Source organism: Corynebacterium sp. CCUG 65737, assembly GCF_024454115.1.
In the GTDB taxonomy this organism is placed as follows: Bacteria; Actinomycetota; Actinomycetes; order Mycobacteriales; family Mycobacteriaceae; genus Corynebacterium; species Corynebacterium genitalium.
Window position 1 is genome coordinate 90,498 of the sequence record NZ_JAGPZB010000007.1, and the last position, 18,302, is coordinate 108,799.

An 18,302-nucleotide genomic window follows, 5' to 3' on the forward strand; every position below is an offset into this window, starting at 1 on the left:
GATCGGCGTTATGAATGATTTGAAATCCTCCCGGGCACCGATCGTGCTCGGGCTTATTCTTTTATTCCTCGTCGCCGCCGCGCTGGCCTTTCCGCGCGTTGTCGACGCCACCACGACACCCGAAGAGTCCCAGGTGCCCGACAACCCTGTGGAGTTGGGCAGCATTGGCGTGCCCGACGAGAACGGCGGGCAGCTTGTGTGCAGCAACCCGGCGGGCTTCGCGGAAAGCACGAAGGCGTGGGATTGCGATTCGACGCGCATTCTTGGCCGCTCCGAACCGGCACCCAACAACGCAGAGAAAGCCCTCGCCCGCTTCTACCGCAGAGTGACACTCGACCGGAACGTGGAAACCGGCAACGTCGGGTCCCCGCGTGAAGGCGTGCATGTGAAGCGCACCGAGGCAGACGCCGAACGCCATCTCGTGGCCGTCTCCATTGCCGACGGGCAGACCACCCGCTACTTCTCTTTCGGCGGGGACGACGCAGAAGAGCTCGCCCAACGTTTGATCGACTCCGCTGACGTGAACACTGATAGTTCCGCTGACGATTCCGAGGAAACGGAGGGCGACTAGTGACCGACAAAATGAACCTCATCCTCCGCATCGCAGGAATCCTGATCCTCCTCGCCTCCGCTGTCTGGTCGGTTATCTACTTCAGCCAGCTCCCCTTCAACGCAACGATCGCGGCAATGAGCGCATTGCTCGCGGCGCTGTGGTTACTGCTGGCGTGGCTTCTGCTGCGCAACCACCCGGGTCGCCCTGTTCATTCCTCTCCCGCCTTCATCTTCGCGGGGTTCGTCTCAGGTATGGCTCTGTGCGCCCCTTCAGTGACCACGAATGAATCCATCATCGCCTTCAAGGATTGGCTGGGCTTGGGCAGTTTGGGATTCGCTCTGCTGAGCCCCACAGCCGAGGAGTTATTCAAATTCGCCACGGTGTTCATCCTGAGCACCATGATCTTCCGCATCCGCCGCCCCATTGAGGCCGTGACCATCGCGATTGCCGTCGGTTTCGGCTTCGCGGCGCTGGAGAACGCCACCTACATCTTGAAAGCGGCGCTCGACAACCTCAACTCCGATGTCGAGGGCTCGCTCATGGGGTATGCCGCCCGGACCGTCCCTGGACCATGGGGCCACTCGCTCTACCTCGGTCTCTCGGCATGGGGCCTCGGCGTCTTCTTGTGCCGCACGGACAAATCTCTCGGCTGGCGCATCGGCCAACTGGTCATCTGGTACTTCCTCGGATTCGCCATTCACTCGATCTTCAACGCCTCAACCGAGCTACCCGGCGAGATCGTCCCGCTGGTGGCGTTGATCGCGGTCATTGCGTTCACCTGGATCGGCGGAATCTGGCTCTACCTACACACCCGCAAGATCGGCCGCCGAGACATCGCGGAGACGACTGAGGGGACTGAATCCGCCTCGCATGGAGCTTCCGCAGCGACTGTTGAGGAAGTTTCAGCCCGAGAAGCCAGGCAGCGGTCTTAAGCGCGCAGCCGCGCCTGAAGCGCGGTCTTAACCTCGGGCCACTCGGTGTCCAAGATGGAGTAGACGCACGTGTCGCGCACGAGGCCGCTTTTGAGGATCTTGTGGCGACGTAGTACCCCGTCGAGCTTGGCACCGAGGCTCTCGATCGCGGCGCGCGACTGCCGGTTCATGAAGTGCGTGCGGATCTCCACGCGCAGGCACCCCAGGTCCTCGAACGCGCGCTGCAGCATGAGGAGCTTCGCCGCTTTATTGAACGGCGCACCCTGAGCGTCTTTAGTGATCCACGTCGACCCGATCTCGATGCTTCGGTTCACGGGATCCGGGTGCAGGAACGTGGTCACGCCGATGGCGTTGCCGGCCGAGTCGACGATCGCCCACGGGGCGCGCTCGCCGCGCTCCTGATCGGCGAGGTTCTTCTCGATGTATTCCGGCACGCCGCCAGGCGTGGGAATGTGGTCCTGGTACCACAGGTCACACAAGTCCCCGACGGCTAACGCCAGAGCCGCCGCATGATCGAGGCTCAACGGTTCGAGAGTGACCCACTGGTTGCTCAGGGTGGGGTTGTCGCAAAAATTCACTGCGTCCTCCGGAAATAGTCGACGGTCCGTGCCACGCCTTCGTCGAGGCTGACGGTGGGCTCCCACCCGAGTATCTCCTTCGCGCGGGCGGCGGAGAGGGCGGAGCGGGGGACGTCGCCAAGCCGCGGCGGGAAATTCTGGGGCGCATCGGGCGCGCCCGCATGTTTGGCTACCAACGTGTGCAATTCGCGGTCAGTCGTCTCCACAGAGGTGCCGATATTGAAGCGCACCCCGTCGCCGCGCTCACCCGCCGCGAGGACGAATGCGCGCGCGACATCGCCCACGTAAACATAGTCGCGCGTGTTCGTGCCGCCGCCGAAAATCTTCGTCGGACGGCCATGCAAGAGGTTCTCCGAGAAAATCGCCACGACCCCGGCTTCGCCGTGCGGGTTCTGCCGCGGGCCGTACACATTCGCCGGCGCGATGAAACTCGCTTGCATTCCGTACAGATGGCGATAAATGCCCAGGTATTGCTCACCAGCGAGCTTCGACGCGGCATACGGCGAGTGCGGGTCGACCGGGAAGGACTCGTCGACGGGAAACTCGCTGGGTGTGCCGTAAATCGAGCCGCCCGACGAGGTGTGCACGATCTTGCGCACGCCAGCCTTCCGCGCGGCTTCCGCGACATTGATCGTGCCCAGAATATTCGCCTGCGCATCGAGGATCGGGTCTTCGACGGATTTGCGCACGTCGATCTGCGCGGCGAGGTGGAAGATCACTTCAGGAGCAAGCTTATCGACGACATCTGCTAGCCCCTTATCCCCCACGTCCCCCTCGACGAGCTCGACTGCAGTCTGGTGGCTGATGTTTTCGAGCCGACCGCTGCTCAAATTGTCCAGCACGGCGACCTCGTGGCCTGCCATGACGAGCTGATCGACGAGATGAGATCCAATGAAGCCGGCACCGCCGGTGACGAGAGTTCGCACGCGGTGATTCTAACTGACGGCTATCCGAACATGGACCGCGCCGTGCGGATACGGCGCTCCGGCACGCGCTTGAGGTTCTCCACCGCATCGCCGAGCGGGACGAGCGTGATGTCCTCGCCGCGCAGCGCGACCGTCGTGCCGAAATTGCCCTCGTGCGCCGCGCGCGCGGCGTGCACGCCGTAACGTGTCGCCAGCACCCGGTCGTAGGCCGTCGGCGTGCCGCCGCGCTGCGTGTGGCCGAGCACCGTCGTGCGCACGTCGTAGCCCAGGCGGCGGTGGATCTCGTCGCCGATGATCTGGCCCATGCCAGTGAATGTCTTGTGGCCGAATTCGTCTTCTTCGCCAAGTCCCGCGTCCATCGTGCCTTCCTTCGGCACGGCGCCCTCGGCGACGACGATGATGCCGTATTTCTCCCCCATCTGGAAGCGGCGCTCCATCGCCTTGCAGATGTCCTCGATATCGAAGGGGTCCTCAGGAATCACCGTGTAGTGCGCGCCGCCGGCCATACCCGCGTGCAGGGCGATCCAGCCGACGTGGCGGCCCATCACCTCGACGATGAGGATGCGGTTGTGCGATTCCGCCGTGGTGTGCAGACGGTCGATCGCGTCCGTGGCCACCGACACCGCGGTGTCGAAGCCGAAGGTGTAGTCGGTGGCGTTGACGTCGTTATCGATCGTCTTCGGCACGCCCACCACCGGAATGCCGTTGTCGGAGAGCCACTTGGCACCCTTGAGCGTGCCTTCGCCGCCGATCGGGATCAGCGCGTCGATGCCCGCGTCGTCGAGGTTCGCCTTGATCTGATCGATACCCGCCTTGAACTTGTCCGGGTGGAGGCGGCCGGTGCCCAGGATCGTGCCGCCGCGCAGCAGGATAGAGTCGATGAACGCGTCGTCGTACAAGTCCGTGCGCAGGTCGTCCATGAGACCCACCCAGCCGTCCTGGTAACCGACGACCGTGGACCCGAATTCTGAGCTGGCGGTACGGACGATGGCACGGATGACAGCATTGAGGCCGGGGCAGTCGCCGCCGGAGGTGAGAGTGGCTAGGCGCATGCGCTCCACACTAGCGCGATTGCGCGGGGATGTCCGTACGAAGAAAGACCGACGCGGCCGCCCCGATGGCCAGCACGATCGCCGACAGCAAGATCGCAGGTCCAGCGGTAGAAGCGACCTGGCCGGAGGCAAGGACTGCGCCGGTCAACGCCACGCCGACGACGCTGCCGATCTGGCGCAGCGTGTTGTACACCCCGCTGGCCGCCCCGGCGGCGTAATCCGGCACATTGCGCATCGTCGTGGTGGCATTGGGCGCCCAGACGAAGGCGCTGCCAAGTCCCAACAGCGCGGTCACAAGCGCGAACCAACGGTAGTCGGCAGCAGAAACTGTGATGGACCAGGCGATGATGAGAGCGGCCACCATCGTCGCAAAGCCCGCAGTGCACAAAAGTCTGGCGCTGATTTTGTCTGACAGCGCTCCGGCCCACGGGGTGAGCAGCATGGCCACCACCGACATCGGGGCCGTGAGTAGGCCGGCGGTCTGTGCACTGACACCTGCGACGGTTTGCAGCCAGTACATGACCGGGATGAACATCGCCGCGACCGCGAAACCCATGGCGACAATGGCAGAGGTGCCCAGGACGAAGTTGCGGTCGCGGTAGAGCTCACGGGGAACAAATGACGATGTTCGCACCAGCAAAAGCACCACGATCGCACCGCCGACCAGCGGGATCCACGAACCGAACTGGATGCCGTACACCAACGCGCCAAGGCCGACAAAGGACATCGCCGCGGCACCGACGGGAATGAGTACGGAAGTTGGAGCGAGACGCGGAAGCCAGAAGGCGGCTAGGACGAGGCCAACCCCGGCAATGCCGGCCTGCAGGATGAAGGTTGAGCGCCAACCGAAACTGCCTACGAAAACTCCGCCAACAATAGGGCCAAGCAGCGATCCGACCGAGCCGACAACGCCCCAAAACCCGAACGCCTTGCCCCTACCGTCGGAAGGGAAAATGCGATTGATCAAGCCGAATGCCTGTGGCAGGAAGATCGCGGAACCAAGGCCTTGCAGCGCACGGGCGATCACAATGACCGGCCACGACCATGACACCGCTGCGAGCACCAGACTGGCCGCGAACGTGCCCAACCCGGCGAGGTAGACAGTGCGCTGGCCGTACTTATCCCCCAGCCTGCCAGTCACCGGCATCGGCACGACCGTGCACAACAGGTAGATGCTGGTGAGCCACACCGCGCCGGACACTTCAGCCGGAAGGTGCGGTGTGATCACCGGCATGAGGCCCTGATCGAACATGATCAGGAAGTACCCGATCGTCAGCGCCGACAGCGCGAACCAGGGCCGCGAACCGTGCAAGAAACCTACGCCCTGCCGGCCTCAAAAGCGGCGCCGACGCGGTAGAGGCGCTCATCGGCGAAGGCCGGCGCAATGAGCTGGAGGCCCACCGGCAGGCCGGTGTCGGAGGCGGTGCCGGCAGGCACGCTCATGCCGGGCAGGCCCGCGAGGTTGAGCGGCAAAGTGAACAGGTCGAAGTTGTACATCGCCAGCGGGTCATCCACTTTGTCACCGAGCTTGAAAGCTGTCGTCGGGGTGGCCGGGCCGGCAATCACGTCGACCTGTTCGAAGGCCTTCTGGAAATCCTGCGCAACAAGCGTGCGAATGCGCTGGGCCTGCAGGTAGTAGGCATCGTAGTAGCCGACAGAAAGTGCGTAGGTGCCCAGGATGACGCGGCGTTTGACCTCGTCACCGAAGCCCTCGCCGCGGGTGCGCGCCATGACTTCCTCTGCAGAGCCTTCTCCCCTGCGCTGGCCGTACCGCATGCCGTCGAAACGGGCCAGGTTCGACGAAACTTCGGAGGTCTGGATGATGTAGTACGCGCCCATGACGTGCTCGAAGTTCGGGCAATCAACCTCAATGATCTCCGCGCCCTGCTTCTCCAGTTGAGCGAACGCAGCGTCAATAGCCTCGACGACACCAGTCTGAGTCCCCTCGCCGCCGAATTGCTTGACACGGCCAACCTTGACACCAGACAGGTCGCCGGATGCGCCCTCACGGGCAGCCTCGACCACGGAGGCCACGTCCTTGTCCACGCTGGTCGCGTCATACTCGTCGTGGCCAGCAATGACCTCGTGCAGCAGCGCGGCATCGAGAACAGAGTTGGCGCATGGGCCGCACTGGTCCAGGGAGGAAGCGTTAGCAATCATGCCGTAACGGGACACAGCACCGTAGGTAGGCTTCACGCCCACTGTGCCGGTCAGCGATGCCGGCTGGCGGATCGAGCCGCCGGTGTCGGTGCCGATGCCCAGCGGAGCCTGGTTGGCGGCCAGAGCCGCAGCCGTGCCACCACCGGAACCGCCCGGAGTACGCTCCAAATCGTGCGGGTTGCGGGTGATCTTGTACGCGGAGTTCTCGGTCGAAGACCCCATGGCGAACTCGTCGAGGTTCGTCTTGCCCAGGATCGGGATCTTTGCCTCGCGGATCTTCGTCACGATCGTGGCGTCGTACGGGCTCATGTAGCCCTCGAGCATCTTGGAGGCGGCAGTGGTCGGTGCATCGGTGGTGACAAACAGGTCCTTCAGCGCCAGCGGCACGCCAGCCAGCGGGGAGGCTGGTTTCTCGCCGGCGGCGACCTGCGCGTCGACCTCTTCCGCGACCTGCAGCGCTTCTTCCGCACCGACGTGCAGGAAAGCACCAATCTCACCGTCGGTCTCAGCGATTTTGTTGAGGAACGCCTGTGTGACTTCGCGGGAGGTCACCTCACCCGCCTGAATCTTTTCTGCCAGTTCGTGTGCGGGCAGTTCGGTCCAGTTCGCCATCGTCTACTCCTCCCCCAGAATCTGCGGAACCATGAAGCGGTCTTCTTCGACCTCTGGTGCCTGGTCGAGCGCCTGCTCCTGAGTCAGGGTGGGGCGCACAACATCGGGGCGCATGCCCGCGTCGATGGAGTGCGGGTGGCTCATCGGCTCCACGCCCTCGGTGTCCACGGCCTGCACTGCTGACACAGCTTCCACAATGGTGTCCAGCTGACCAGCGAGCTGATCCAGCTCTTCGTCGCTCACGGCGATGCGCGCCAGACGCGCAATGACTGCGACCTCATCGCGGGAAATTCCTGAAGCTTCAGCCACGTTGTCCCACCTTCTTCAATCTTCGGGTTGTGGTTAACGCGCCTTATCTTACGTCAAGCTGGATTCTTCATCCGCGAGCGGTAAGCCGCACCTGAAGCGATGCCCATCCGCCCACCGGGTGAACCTCCCGCTCCCCCTCGCCTGCTGGCGAAAGCTCCGCCGTGGCGCACAGCTCCTCAATCAACGCCTGTAGCTCCACCACCGAAAGCTCCTTGCCGGGGCAGGCGTGCGGTCCAGCACCCCACACCAGATTCTCCCCCGCGTTTGCCTCGGGGTCGAAGCCGTCAACGTCAGAGAAAGTCTCGGGGTCGCGGTTCGCCGCAGTCCAGTGAATGCGCACGCGCTGCCCCTCAGGAAGATCGACCCCGCCAAGGGAGACCGGGCACGTGGTGACGCGGCGGTTGCTCACAAACGGGGAGTCTGCGCGAAGCATCTCATCGACCATCGCGGTGAACTCGACGCGAGAAACACCCTGACGCAGACGCTCCTGCAACTTTGGGCGGGCGAGGAGGGCCTCCACGATAACCCCTATGCAGTAGGCCATAGAGCTCAGATCGCCAGCCGTCCAGTTGCGGAGCACGGAGACGACCTCCTCGAACTCCAGCGGGCGCCCCAAACTCTCGTCGTGAACAAGGCGTGAGGTCACAGAATCATCGGGATTCTCTCGCAACGGTTCGACGACGGAACGAATAATGTCATCGAAACGCCGTGCGACTTCGGCCGTGCGCTCGAGTTGCCCGGAGCGGGTGGCAGCGTTGTTATCTGCCACCCATACGACGAGCTCGTCGTTGACTGCAGAAGGCCATCCAAGCCAGGCCGTCATCGCGCGCACTGCGTACTGCGTGCCCAGGTCTCCTACCGCATCTGCAGTGCCGTGCGCGAGCGCATCATTGATGATCTCGCGTGCGATCTCCCGCAGAACGGGTTCGAGCCCTTCGACTGCAGGGGCATCCAGGTAGCGCTCGATCATTGCGCGGACTTTAGCGTGCTGCTCGCCGTCGAGCCCGTTGGGCAGCTGCATGAAGCGCGACACTGCGGATGAGTAATGTTCGGGATTCTCAGCGACTTCGCGGGCGAGGTCGTGGCCGGCGACAACGACCTCATCGCCGTCCTTCGCCAATTTGTTCCCAGCACTGTGGAGGGCGTCTGCATATTGTCGGGGTTCGGTTCCTGCAAGCGTCGATTCGTGCAGTTCGTGGGGCTGCATCTTGTACCTCTCATGCGGTTGGGGGTGTCTCAATCTCGATCGTACGCCCGCCCACGATTCTGCGAGTTGATATAAATGAGGCCATGTCCTACCTAATCCGCGTCGTCCTCCCCGATACCCCTGGCAGCCTTGGTGAGCTGGCGGAGGCTTTCGGCATGGCCGATGCGAACATCAAATCCGTGGATATCGTGGAATCCACCTACGTGGACGGCCAGCCGGTGGTCACCGACGATATCGTCGTAGATCTTCCCACCGGCGGCATGGTCGACTCGATCATCACTGCCGCAGCTGCTCTCGACGGCGTTGAGGTCGATTCCATTCGCCCATTCACTGGACGCGTCGATCGCCGCGGTCAGGTGGAAATGCTCGCGCGCGTCGCAGGACAAGTCCACAACCTCCCGCAAGCCATGGAGGAACTCGTGTCCGTCATACCGCAGGCGTTGACGTCTTCGTGGGCCGTCGTGCTGCGCGAGACCGAGGACGGGATTGAGCGCGTTGCGGGCTCGCAGGCGGCTCCCGCGGACGACGGCTCTGTGCCCGCGCTTATCGACGCACCCGAGGCCCGCATCCTCCGCGACGACATTGACACGTGGGTACCCGAATCCTGGTGGCTGCTGGACTCCACCTTGGCAATCACACCGCTGGCATCGTCGGGCCTTTTCCTTGTCATCGGCCGCACTGGCGGGCCGGACTTCCTCGCCTCCGAGGTGACACACATTGGGGACCTCGGGGCGATTGTGGGGGCACTCGTCCGCTAGCGCAAGCTACGTCTACTTAAGGCAGACGCCCGCCTTACCCCATCGCGAAGCTTGTATGCCAACGAGGACAGCTGACCAGGCTGCGAGCAGCCACCACACGAAAAACGGGACATCGCCATTCCAGTTCACCCCGCGCGCTAAGAACACGATGACGGGGACGGAGAAGAGAACACTAACCAGACCTTCCGACGGTGATCTCCGCCGCCTCACGGTGAGCGTGTCGAGTGCCAGGAAGACAATGAGAAGAATGAGGTTGATCATGGTTAGGCTCCCTTGAGAAGTTCGACGCCAAGATCATCAACGCTGGCTGCGCTTGAATTAGCGACGAATGCGGCGCGGGGCGTAGGCGAATCGGGATCCCAGACGAGCATGGTGCTGTACCCGCCGGTTCCACCGTTATGAAAGATGTAGGTCGCGTCCTCTTCTTCGAGGTCAGCCCAGCCGAGTTCGGGGCCGCCGTGACCGGCAACCCAGTCGACATATTTGCCCATGTCGTGGGCGGTGGAGCGGATCGCACCGGCTGGAGCCCAACCATTCATGTCCCACCGCTGCGCAGTACGGCCAGCTAAAGTGACGCCCTGCGGGTGGCCCTCAACGGTGCCGGACAGGGCAAGGAAAGTCGAATCCATTCCAGCGGGTTCGAAAATACGGGTGCGCAGCAGATCCTCGTAAGACGTGCCCGCGTTCTTTGCGAGGAGTTGGCCTAGCAGTGCGGCGCCGAAGTTTGAGTAATTCCTCTCGCCGCGATCTTCCAGCTCCGCGTCTTTAGCGGCGTCAAGAATATCTTCTGGCGTTGCATCCCGGTAGGGATTGCCTCCGTCACGCAAGCTCGTCGCCACCATCTGCGTGAATCCGAGGCTCTCAAGCCGGGACAGACCAGACGTGTGATTGAGGAGCTCCTCGATGGTGACGTCGGCAACGGGAGTCCCAGCGACATCGATAATGTCCTGTACCTGTGTGTCGAGTCGCAGGGAGCCGTCATCGATTTGCTGTCGCACGAGCTCGCCGTTGAATGTCTTAGTCAGAGAGCCAATCTCGAATTCAGTGTGCTCATCTGCACCCAGCCCGCCGTAGCGGACGTCGCCATCTTCATAAATGAACGCGGCAAGCTCGTTGGCACCGCTGGGCGCGTGGGCCTGAAGAAGCGAGACGATCTCGTCCTCGCCGGTCTGCTCAGTCGCCGACACGATATAACGAGGTCCGAAAACTATCAGAACTGCCAGGGTTACCAGCGCGGCGACCGCACCAACGAGAATCCGGGAGGTATCTATCTGTCGCATTAGTGGTCCTCCCCAGAGGCAATGATGGTCAAAAGGGGAACGACTCGGGAGGGACGAACTTCGTAACGGCCGTCAAGTTTCACAATCCAACCGGTGTCCTGAAGTGCGCCGACGTGGTGGTAGCCGGTGCCTGTGGAACTGACGACAGATTCCTCCACCAACTCGGCGACCGTCGCAGGGGCGGATAACAGACGACGGAGAATCGCCCCGCGGACGGGATGCGTGATCGCCGCAATGCGTTCGACGTACTCGTCCCAGGCGTGACTGGTGAGGTACTCGGCACTGCGTTCCCACTGGTAGGAGTACTTGCGGCCCCCAACAGATACAGAACCCGCAAAGACGACGGATCCGAGGCAGGTGCCTCTGGGCTCCCCGGCATCCGTGTTGGACCGCGCCTGGTGTGCGGTCTCGATGCCGTCCACGACCCAGAAATCTCTGGTGGATGTGTCACGGGGAGCCGCTGATTCGAGCGCGGCGACGCGCGCTTCGAGGGCCTCCAAACGCTCCCGGAGTTCAAGACGTTCCAGACTCATCGAATCAATTTCATCTTGAGCAGAATTATGCTGTTCCACGACTCTAAAAATACAGAATCTCCGTGACGCCATCAACAGAAATGCAAAAAGCGCGCCGCAGCGCGCTTGGATTAGTGGGAGACAGCGATCAAACAGGGCGGACGAGCCCTGCCGGAGCACCCGCCCCGATCCCCCTTAGGGGTACTGCTTTAGATGAAGCGAGCGACGCCCGGTGCGAGTTGCGTTGCACCAGACTTCACAGATGCGATTTCCTGGCGGGGCTTCTCCGCTGCCGGCGCCGGGGCTGGCGCCTCTGCGGGCTGCTGGACAGGCTGTGCCGGCTGAGGCGCATCCGCAGGTGCTGCCGCCTGTTCGGGAGCAGGCGCGGGCGCTGGAGCTCCCTCCGGAACAGGTGCAGGCGCTGCGGCGGGGGCAGGCGCTGGAACTGGCTCGAGCGGCGGGAGCTGCGGAGGCACGAATGGCTCCGGCTGCGGGAACTGGAGCGGCTGGAAGCCACCCTGGGAGCTCAGAGCGGCGCCAGCGGCGAAGCTGGATCCTGCAATAGCCAGGGTTCCGGCCGTGATGCCAATGATGACACCAATGCGGCGAGAGTCGGCGTGACTCTCTGGAGCAGCAGCAACGTTTGCAACGCTCCCCAAGCACAGAGTGCAAGCGACAGTGGCGGCAACGAGTTTGTTCTTCACAACGATTCCTTACAACGAGATGTAGTACTTGAAACGTTCATGAAGCTACCACTAACCACACAGGTTAACAACAGTCACACAAGAGTTATTCAACGCTGCCAGAAGCGAGGAGCTGCTCAAACTGGGCCTCGTCAAGAATCGTGATGCCCAGATCCCGCGCCTTCGTCTCCTTGGACCCCGCGTTCTCCCCGACCACCACGTAGTCAGTCTTCTTCGACACGGAGCCAGCCGCCTTACCGCCGCGGGAAAGGATCGCTTCTTTCGCACCGTCGCGACTGAAGTTCTCCAGCGATCCGGTCACCACAACCGTCAACCCCTCGAGGGTCTGCTCGAGATCGGAGGCCTCGTCCTCCATGTTCACACCGGCGGCCCCCCACTTGCGCACGATGTCGCGGTGCCACTCGACCTCGAACCACTCCTTGAAGGACTCGGCGATGATTCCGCCCACGCCGTCGGTGTCGGCGAGGTCGTCGACGGAAGCGTCGAGAAGCTTTCCCATGCTTCCGTAGCGCGATGCGAGCGCCCGGGCAGCTGTCGGACCGACGTGGCGGATCGACAACGCGACGAGGACACGCCACAGCTCTTTTTCCTTGGCCTGCTCGAGATTGGCCAGCAGCTTCTTGCCGGAAGCGTTCACTGTGCCGGCCTTGGTGGTGTACACCGAGGACTTCTCAAGGTCGGATTCGGTGAGGGTGAAAAGGTCGCCTTCGTCGATAAGCACGCCCGAAGCGATGAGGTCTTGCGCACCCTTCTCGCCGAGAGCCTCAATGTCGAACGCGCCGCGGGACGCGAGGTACTCCAAGCGTTGGCCGAGCTGAGCGGGACACGAGCGGGTGTTCGGGCAGCGCCAGTCAGCATCGCCTTCCTTGGCGGGAGCAAGCTTCGTGCCACACACCGGGCAATTCTCCGGGAAGACGAACTCCTTCTCAGTGCCGTCACGCAGGTCGGCGACAGGGCCAAGGACCTCCGGGATGATCTCCCCAGCCTTGCGGACGACGACGGTGTCGCCGATCAGCACGCCCTTGCGCTTGACCTCGTGCTGGTTGTGCAGCGTGGCCATGGACACCGTCGACCCGGACACGAAGACCGGCTCGAGCACAGCGAACGGCGTGGCGCGGCCGGTACGGCCGACAGAGACGGCGATGTCCTTGAGCTTTGTGGTCACCTCTTCCGGCGGGTATTTGTATGCGATCGCCCAGCGCGGGGCGCGGGAAGTGAAGCCGAGCTGGCGCTGGGCAGCTAGATCGTCGACCTTGATCACCAAGCCGTCCATCTCGTGGATCGCGTCGTGGCGGTGATCGGCCCAGTACTCGACGGTTTTCTGCACTTCCTCGGCAGTCTCCGCCCGCTTGGTGTATTCACTGACGGGCAGACCCCACGCCGCGAGCTTCTCGTAGGCATCGTGCTGCGAGGAGAACTCAACCCCCTCGCGGGCGCCGATGCCGTGGCAGATCATGCGCAGCTTACGGTTGCGGACCTTCTCCGGATCCTTCTGACGCAGGCCGCCGGCTGCCGTGTTGCGGGGGTTAGCAAAAGGCTTGCCGCCTTCCTTTTGGCGCAGCTCGTTGAGCTCCGGGAAGTCCTCCGGGCGGATGAACACCTCACCGCGGACCTCCAACAATGCCGGGAAGTCACCGGTGAGCTCGTGCGGAATGTCGTCGATGACGCGGGCGTTAGCGGTGATGTTCTCCCCCACCCTGCCATCGCCGCGAGTGGCAGCGCGGGTAAATTGGCCGTTTTCGTAGACCAAGTCAATGGACACACCGTCGATCTTCAGCTCAGTGAGATACGGCCCTGGGGTCTTGGTCAACCAGTCGGCCAATTCCTCAGCGGAGAACACATTGTCCAAGCTCATCATCGGCTCAAGGTGCTCGACATCCTCGAATGCCGTGCTCGTGGGTGCCGCGCCGACTTCCTTTGTCGGCGAGTCAGGCACAGCGAGCTCCGGGTGATCCTCCTCCAGCTGCTGCAGCCGGCGGAACATCTCGTCGAACTCCGCGTCCGCGATCACGGGGGCGGCGTTGTAATAGAGGTCGCGGTGATGGCGGACCTCCTTCGCCAGCTCGTTCCACTGGCGCAGCAGGTCTTCACTAACTTGAGCTTCAGTCACGGAATTCAAGTGTAGAGATGACTCACCACTGAGGGTCGTTAACGTCAACGCCTTCCGCAGCAGCCTGCGCCTCGACCAGCTCGAGAAGAAAGTCCTGCGCGCCTGCGTAGGCGTCGTGGAAGCGTGCGTCGGCCACGTACATCCGCGCGAGGATGAGTTGGCGCGACGGTGTCGCCTCGTACCACTGGCCGATCATTGCCCGGTGTCGGTCGACGATCTGCCGCGCTTGCGCGGATCCCGGCGCGACCCCGCCATCGCGGGCGGCGACAAGGTCAGCTGCGAATTCTTCCTGCTCGCGCTGCAGACGGGCGAAGTCCTCCTCCCCCATGCCGGCCAACACCTCCTGGGACTGAGCCCACTCGGCCGTGTCACCCCAGCGCTGCTCTGCCTCCTCCTGGTACTCGGGCATTTTCTCCCCGAGGTACGCCTTGATGGCGTCCATGTCGACGGTCCCGTTCTCAGATTGCGCAATCAACTTGTCCACTGCATCGATCTGCTCACGCATGGCGCTGAGCTGCCCACCCAGCACGTCACGATGTTTCAGGAGCGCAGTGTGAAGGGTGTGGGCGGGGGCGTCGATAAGCATTGCGATGCTCTCGAGCGCGATGCCGACACCGCGGTAGAGCGCGATTGCGGCCGCGCGTTCGATGTCCGCGTCGCAGTACTCGCGGTAGCCAGCGCTCGTGCGTTCTGGTGCCAGTAGGCCAAGGCTCTCCCAGTGGCGCAAGGCCTTGGCGCTCACGCCCACAATGTCTGCGACTTCGCTGATGGAGTAGCTCATACGACAAGTGTGAACCTTGACCCTGGGGCAAGGTCAATGGGGTTGTCCGTGTGCTCACTAGAATGATGGGCATGGCTGCCACCTTCAACGCCTCGCGCATGCTCTCCTTCGACTTGGAGACCACGTCCGCGAACCCGCGCGACGCGAGAATTGTCACCTCAGCACTGGTGCGTATCGACGGCTCTTCCATGACCGCCAACGAAACCCTCGCCGACCCAGGTGTAGACATCCCGGAACAAGCGGCGCGTATTCACGGCATCACCACGGAAAAGGCGCGCGCTGAGGGGCGGCCCCATGACGACGTGCTCCAGGAGACGGTAGCCGCGATCAAGCAAGCGTGGGATGAAGGCTTGACCTTGGTCGTCTTCAATGCGCCCTATGACCTGTCCGTGCTGCGCGCACTCACCGGCGATTTCACGGTGACGGGGCCGGTGTTCGACCCACTGCTCATTGACCGCGCGATGGACCGTTACCGCAAGGGCGGTAAGCGAAACTTGGGTGCGTTGTCGGAGTTCTACGGGGTGCGCTTAGACAACGCGCACGAGGCGACATCGGATGCTACCGCTGCCGCGCGCATCGCGTGGAAACAGGTGAACAAGGTCTGGCCGCAGCTGTCCCAGATGGAATTCGACGAACTCATGGAGTTCCAGGCCGTGCAGCACTTCGAAATTCAAACGGAGTTCCGTAAATTCTGCGAATCCCGCGGGCGGGACACCACAGGCATCACCACAGCCTGGCCGATGCTCAACTAGGCGCAGTTCAGCTCAGCTAACCGAGGTACTGCTGCGCCTGGCCGACGAACTCACTGACGCCCTGTTCGTCACCGCCGTTTTCGACGTAGTCGCTCGTGCCGTCCGTGAACTCGAAAACCAGAGAACCCGACATCGGTTCCTGGGTGATCCGGGAAATCTCCTCCACTGGACGGGTCTTCTCTTCGCTGCCGTTGCTGTAGCTCAGAGTTGTGGCATCGAGGCGCGCATAACGGGTAGTACCCAAGAAGAAGAACGGCAACGCGAAACCCATTGCGATGGGGAAAGCAATGATGTAGCTATCAAGCAGCTCCCCGAAGACGAAGAAGAGGGGCACCGCCATAAGCGCGAGCACCCACATGTGATTCTGGCTCTTTTCCCACGAAAGCTTTGCCTCGCTCATGGAAGTCAGATTACCGGTCAACCACGGAACCTGCCCGAGATCTCGATTGCATCATTGCCACGTCATGCAACTATGACCTGGTCTTTTACGACGTTTCCGCGGCACCTATGTCAACTAGATCTTGGGGCCAGCGCCTCCACCATCTCCACCGCAGCGCGATAGTTGTGAGCGGTTGAGAGCAAGGTCGGGGCAGGCTCGGCGTACACGTCGAACCCGTGCTGCGCCGGGTCGAGCTGCATCCGGTCGAAGAGCGCGAAGACGTCGTTCGGTTCCATCACCGGGAACACGGGCCGGGCGCCGCGGTCGAGCGCTTCGCCCAGCCCGTCCGCATCCACCGCACGCCCAACGGTGAACCAATCCGCGCCGTACATTGGCCGCGACGCGTTGAGCAGGTGCGGACCGAACACCCCCAAGCGTTCGAGGACGTCGTCTTCACTCACCGGCGGGATGTCCTCATAGTCCGTCGTTCCCTGCAACGCACCGCGCACAACCGCGTCGAGCTTCGGCTCATCGAGCTGCAAGACAGTCGTTGCACCCATGCGCTTTTCGACGTCCCGTCTGTGCTCCCCCACAGCCTCCACCAGCGCATCAGTGATGTCGCGGAGAGCCCCGTGATCCGTGATCATGCGATGCCCGTTCGGCATCTCAATCTCAGCGGCAAGCGTCCATGGGCCAACCAGCTGGATTTTGAGCTCCGGCACTTTGCCCGCCCACAATTCCTCGAGCAAGTCGAGGTCGCGCTCCCACTGGTCGCGAGCGCGCATGGTGGCAATCTGCGGGCGGGCGTGAATCTGCCAACTGCGCGGACCAATGTCGACGTTGAGGGGAAGCAACGCGGCAGTACGACCGATGACATCAGATCCGGCTCCGCGCTCCGGGAGGTGGGGAATGTGCGGCAGGGGGCTTTCGGATAGCACCACGTCTGCCGCGGCGACGAGGTCGGTGCCGGGGACAGGGCCCAATCCGAAGGCTGTGGGAGCGGCATCGGCAGGATCAGCCATGGATGCTCCTGTTCTGCTCCCGCAAGCCAGCTACAAAGTCCTCGGCACTGGGGCTGTGGCTGCCGACACCGATCTTGACGGTGCGCCCATCACGAAGGGAGAGCACGACGGCGCGGGTGGAGCGGTTGACATCGACAAGCGTCGTCGACGCGTCGGGCGCGAGCGTCCCCCACGGCTTTGTCACGCGCTCATCTGCGGGGAGGTCTTCTACTCGTGCGCCCTTGATGAGGGTGAGCGGAATCTCGTCCTGGGGGCGCGGGTAGCGGCCGAAGCGCAGCACATCCCCGTCAACATGGAGGAAGGTGCCGATACGGTGGACCACCGTGGTCACCACGGCGATGGCAAGCAACAGCAGGATGCCGATGACCGTCGGTAGGCCCTGGGTAGCCATGAGCGCGATGACACCGCCCGCGATGAGCACGAGAGCTCCCAACAGGCCGAGACGCCACGGAAGCGACAAGGGGTTAATCCAAATGAGGTGCTTGTCCACGTTAGTGAGGATAGCGGAGCTGAAGAGCAGCCCCGGACCTACTCGGTACCGCAGATCGTGCCGGACCCGAGCACGACATCGCCCTCGCCGTCGGGATCCGGCAGATAGAGCACGGCGGCCTGGCCGCGTGCCACGCCAGAGAGCGGCTCGGCCAGCTCGAGGGTCATCGTGTCAGCGTCCAGGTCAACATGGGCGGTGCAGGACACAACTCCCCCATGCGCGCGGATCTGCACGTGTGCAGCGATGGGATCGCTGCACTGAGAAGCCGCAGACATGGCCTCGTGCAGGATTTTCAGTCGGTCGGCGTGAATCGTGCGCACGTCGAGCGCGGCACGCGGGCCGACAGTGACTGTGCCGGTCGCGGCGTCGATATCAGTGACGTAGCGCGGCTGGCCATCGGCAGCGGGAACGCGGATGTTCAGGCCCTTGCGCTGGCCAATCGTGTACTGGAAAGCGCCGTCGTGCTCTTTCAGGGAGGCACCGGACTCGTCGACGATCATGCCGGGGCGCATGCCAATGGATCGGCCGAGGAAGGCCTGGGTGTTTCCGTCGGGGATGAAGCAGATGTCGTAGGAGTCGGGCTTTGCCGCCGTCGAAAAGCCGTGGGCGGCCGCTTCCTCGCGGATCTGGGGCTTCTCGGTGTCGCCGACCGGGAAGATGCAGCGGTCTAGCTCGTCGCGTGTCATCACGCCGAGGACGTAGGACTGGTCCTTCTGGGGATCGATGGACCGGCGCAGGTTCCCGGCATCGTCAATGAGTGCGTAGTGCCCTGTCGCGATCGCGTCGAAGCCGAGCTGCACAGCGCGCTCAAGCAGGGCCGCGAACTTGATCTTCTCGTTGCAGCGCAGACACGGGTTCGGTGTCTCGCCGCGGGCGTAGCTGTCGACGAAGTCGTCGATGACGTCTTCTTTGAAGCGGTCGGAGAAATCCCACACGTAGAACGGGATGCCCAGCTTGTCGCACACGCGGCGCGCATCGGCAGAGTCCTCCAGCGAGCAGCATCCCCGGGCGGACTCACGGGTCTGCTGCGCATCCTTCGACAGCGCAAGGTGGACACCGACGACATCGTGTCCGGCGTCGACAAGCCGCGCCGCCGCCACAGAGGAATCGACGCCGCCGCTCATTGCTGCCAAAACTCGCACGGTGCGAGAGTGTAGTCCCCCACGTCGTGGAGACGAAACGGCT

Annotated in this window: 21 protein-coding genes; 4 read left to right on the forward strand and 17 right to left on the reverse strand. The window is 63.1% G+C overall.

Going from position 1 to position 18,302, the window contains the following annotated elements; all coding sequences use genetic code 11:
• Positions 1-10: 10 nt before the first annotated feature.
• Together KBX17_RS07175 and KBX17_RS07180 are read left to right on the forward strand one after the other, a co-directional pair.
• Positions 11-571 (forward strand): hypothetical protein, encoded by a 561-nt coding sequence (locus tag KBX17_RS07175; RefSeq protein WP_156774835.1) that lies wholly within the window; start codon positions 11-13, stop codon positions 569-571.
• Complete coding sequence (locus tag KBX17_RS07180; RefSeq protein ID WP_005290463.1) at positions 571-1,485, forward strand: PrsW family glutamic-type intramembrane protease; 915 nt, start codon at positions 571-573, stop codon at positions 1,483-1,485. Before KBX17_RS07175 ends, KBX17_RS07180 begins: the two co-directional genes overlap by 1 nt.
• Here the strand turns inward: KBX17_RS07180 and KBX17_RS07185 are convergent.
• The 7 genes from KBX17_RS07185 to KBX17_RS07215 all read right to left on the reverse strand — a co-directional run bounded on the left by KBX17_RS07185 (position 1,482) and on the right by KBX17_RS07215 (position 8,329).
• Positions 1,482-2,063 carry a GNAT family N-acetyltransferase gene (locus tag KBX17_RS07185; RefSeq protein WP_256019104.1) on the reverse strand — a complete coding sequence of 194 codons (582 nt, stop codon included), beginning with the start codon at positions 2,061-2,063 and terminating at the stop codon, positions 1,482-1,484. The genes KBX17_RS07180 and KBX17_RS07185 overlap by 4 nt on opposite strands.
• Positions 2,060-2,989 (reverse strand): NAD-dependent epimerase/dehydratase family protein, encoded by a 930-nt coding sequence (locus KBX17_RS07190; RefSeq protein WP_255995167.1) that lies wholly within the window; start codon positions 2,987-2,989, stop codon positions 2,060-2,062. The genes KBX17_RS07185 and KBX17_RS07190 overlap by 4 nt, the downstream gene beginning before the upstream one ends.
• Positions 2,990-3,009: 20 nt before the next feature.
• Entirely contained in the window at positions 3,010-4,041 is a 1,032-nt protein-coding gene (locus KBX17_RS07195) for a 6-phosphofructokinase (RefSeq protein ID WP_255995166.1), read from the reverse strand.
• Positions 4,042-4,051: 10 nt separating this feature from the next.
• Positions 4,052-5,353, reverse strand: a complete 1,302-nt coding sequence (locus tag KBX17_RS07200) for an MFS transporter (protein WP_255995165.1) — start codon at positions 5,351-5,353, stop codon at positions 4,052-4,054.
• A 5-nt stretch (positions 5,354-5,358) separates the two neighbouring features.
• Positions 5,359-6,813, reverse strand: coding sequence for an Asp-tRNA(Asn)/Glu-tRNA(Gln) amidotransferase subunit GatA (gene gatA, locus KBX17_RS07205; protein WP_256019105.1), 1,455 nt, complete (start codon positions 6,811-6,813; stop codon positions 5,359-5,361).
• 3 nt (positions 6,814-6,816) lie between these two features.
• Positions 6,817-7,122, reverse strand: a complete 306-nt coding sequence (gene gatC / locus KBX17_RS07210; protein ID WP_256019106.1) for an Asp-tRNA(Asn)/Glu-tRNA(Gln) amidotransferase subunit GatC — start codon at positions 7,120-7,122, stop codon at positions 6,817-6,819.
• Between the two features lie 67 nt (positions 7,123-7,189).
• Positions 7,190-8,329, reverse strand: coding sequence for a cytochrome P450 (locus tag KBX17_RS07215; protein ID WP_255995161.1), 1,140 nt, complete (start codon positions 8,327-8,329; stop codon positions 7,190-7,192).
• 83 nt (positions 8,330-8,412) lie between these two features.
• Here KBX17_RS07215 and KBX17_RS07220 point away from each other — a divergent pair, with 83 nt between their 5' ends.
• Complete coding sequence (locus KBX17_RS07220; RefSeq protein WP_256019107.1) at positions 8,413-9,087, forward strand: amino acid-binding ACT domain protein; 675 nt, start codon at positions 8,413-8,415, stop codon at positions 9,085-9,087.
• A gap of 12 nt (positions 9,088-9,099) precedes the next feature.
• Here the strand turns inward: KBX17_RS07220 and KBX17_RS07225 are convergent, their stop codons facing one another.
• From KBX17_RS07225 to KBX17_RS07250, 6 genes are all read right to left on the reverse strand, one after another.
• Complete coding sequence (locus KBX17_RS07225) at positions 9,100-9,348, reverse strand: hypothetical protein (protein WP_256019108.1); 249 nt, start codon at positions 9,346-9,348, stop codon at positions 9,100-9,102.
• 2 nt (positions 9,349-9,350) lie between these two features.
• The gene (locus KBX17_RS07230; protein ID WP_256019109.1) at positions 9,351-10,367 is read right to left on the reverse strand and encodes a serine hydrolase; all 1,017 of its coding nucleotides are present in this window, start codon (positions 10,365-10,367) and stop codon (positions 9,351-9,353) included.
• The gene (locus KBX17_RS07235; RefSeq protein WP_256019110.1) at positions 10,367-10,900 is read right to left on the reverse strand and encodes a helix-turn-helix transcriptional regulator; all 534 of its coding nucleotides are present in this window, start codon (positions 10,898-10,900) and stop codon (positions 10,367-10,369) included. Before KBX17_RS07235 ends, KBX17_RS07230 begins: the two co-directional genes overlap by 1 nt.
• A gap of 188 nt (positions 10,901-11,088) precedes the next feature.
• A complete protein-coding gene (locus tag KBX17_RS07240; protein ID WP_256019111.1) occupies positions 11,089-11,583 on the reverse strand; it encodes a hypothetical protein in 495 nt (164 codons plus the stop codon).
• A gap of 85 nt (positions 11,584-11,668) precedes the next feature.
• Positions 11,669-13,693 (reverse strand): NAD-dependent DNA ligase LigA, encoded by a 2,025-nt coding sequence (ligA, locus tag KBX17_RS07245; RefSeq protein WP_256019112.1) that lies wholly within the window; start codon positions 13,691-13,693, stop codon positions 11,669-11,671.
• Between the two features lie 22 nt (positions 13,694-13,715).
• Complete coding sequence (locus tag KBX17_RS07250; RefSeq protein ID WP_256019113.1) at positions 13,716-14,474, reverse strand: MerR family transcriptional regulator; 759 nt, start codon at positions 14,472-14,474, stop codon at positions 13,716-13,718.
• 71 nt (positions 14,475-14,545) lie between these two features.
• On the opposite strand from KBX17_RS07250, the gene KBX17_RS07255 reads away from it, so the two are divergent.
• Complete coding sequence (locus tag KBX17_RS07255) at positions 14,546-15,226, forward strand: 3'-5' exonuclease (RefSeq protein WP_256019114.1); 681 nt, start codon at positions 14,546-14,548, stop codon at positions 15,224-15,226.
• Between the two features lie 16 nt (positions 15,227-15,242).
• Here KBX17_RS07255 and KBX17_RS07260 read toward each other — a convergent pair whose 3' ends face one another.
• The 4 genes from KBX17_RS07260 to mnmA all read right to left on the reverse strand — a co-directional run bounded on the left by KBX17_RS07260 (position 15,243) and on the right by mnmA (position 18,259).
• Positions 15,243-15,626 (reverse strand): hypothetical protein, encoded by a 384-nt coding sequence (locus KBX17_RS07260; protein WP_256019116.1) that lies wholly within the window; start codon positions 15,624-15,626, stop codon positions 15,243-15,245.
• A 110-nt stretch (positions 15,627-15,736) separates the two neighbouring features.
• Positions 15,737-16,627, reverse strand: coding sequence for a methionine synthase (locus KBX17_RS07265; RefSeq protein WP_256019117.1), 891 nt, complete (start codon positions 16,625-16,627; stop codon positions 15,737-15,739).
• Positions 16,620-17,117: a hypothetical protein gene (locus tag KBX17_RS07270; RefSeq protein ID WP_256019119.1), complete on the reverse strand. Its 498-nt coding sequence runs from the start codon at positions 17,115-17,117 to the stop codon at positions 16,620-16,622. Before KBX17_RS07270 ends, KBX17_RS07265 begins: the two co-directional genes overlap by 8 nt.
• Positions 17,118-17,155: 38 nt before the next feature.
• Entirely contained in the window at positions 17,156-18,259 is a 1,104-nt protein-coding gene (gene mnmA, locus KBX17_RS07275) for a tRNA 2-thiouridine(34) synthase MnmA (protein ID WP_256019120.1), read from the reverse strand.
• Positions 18,260-18,302: the final 43 nt, after the last annotated feature.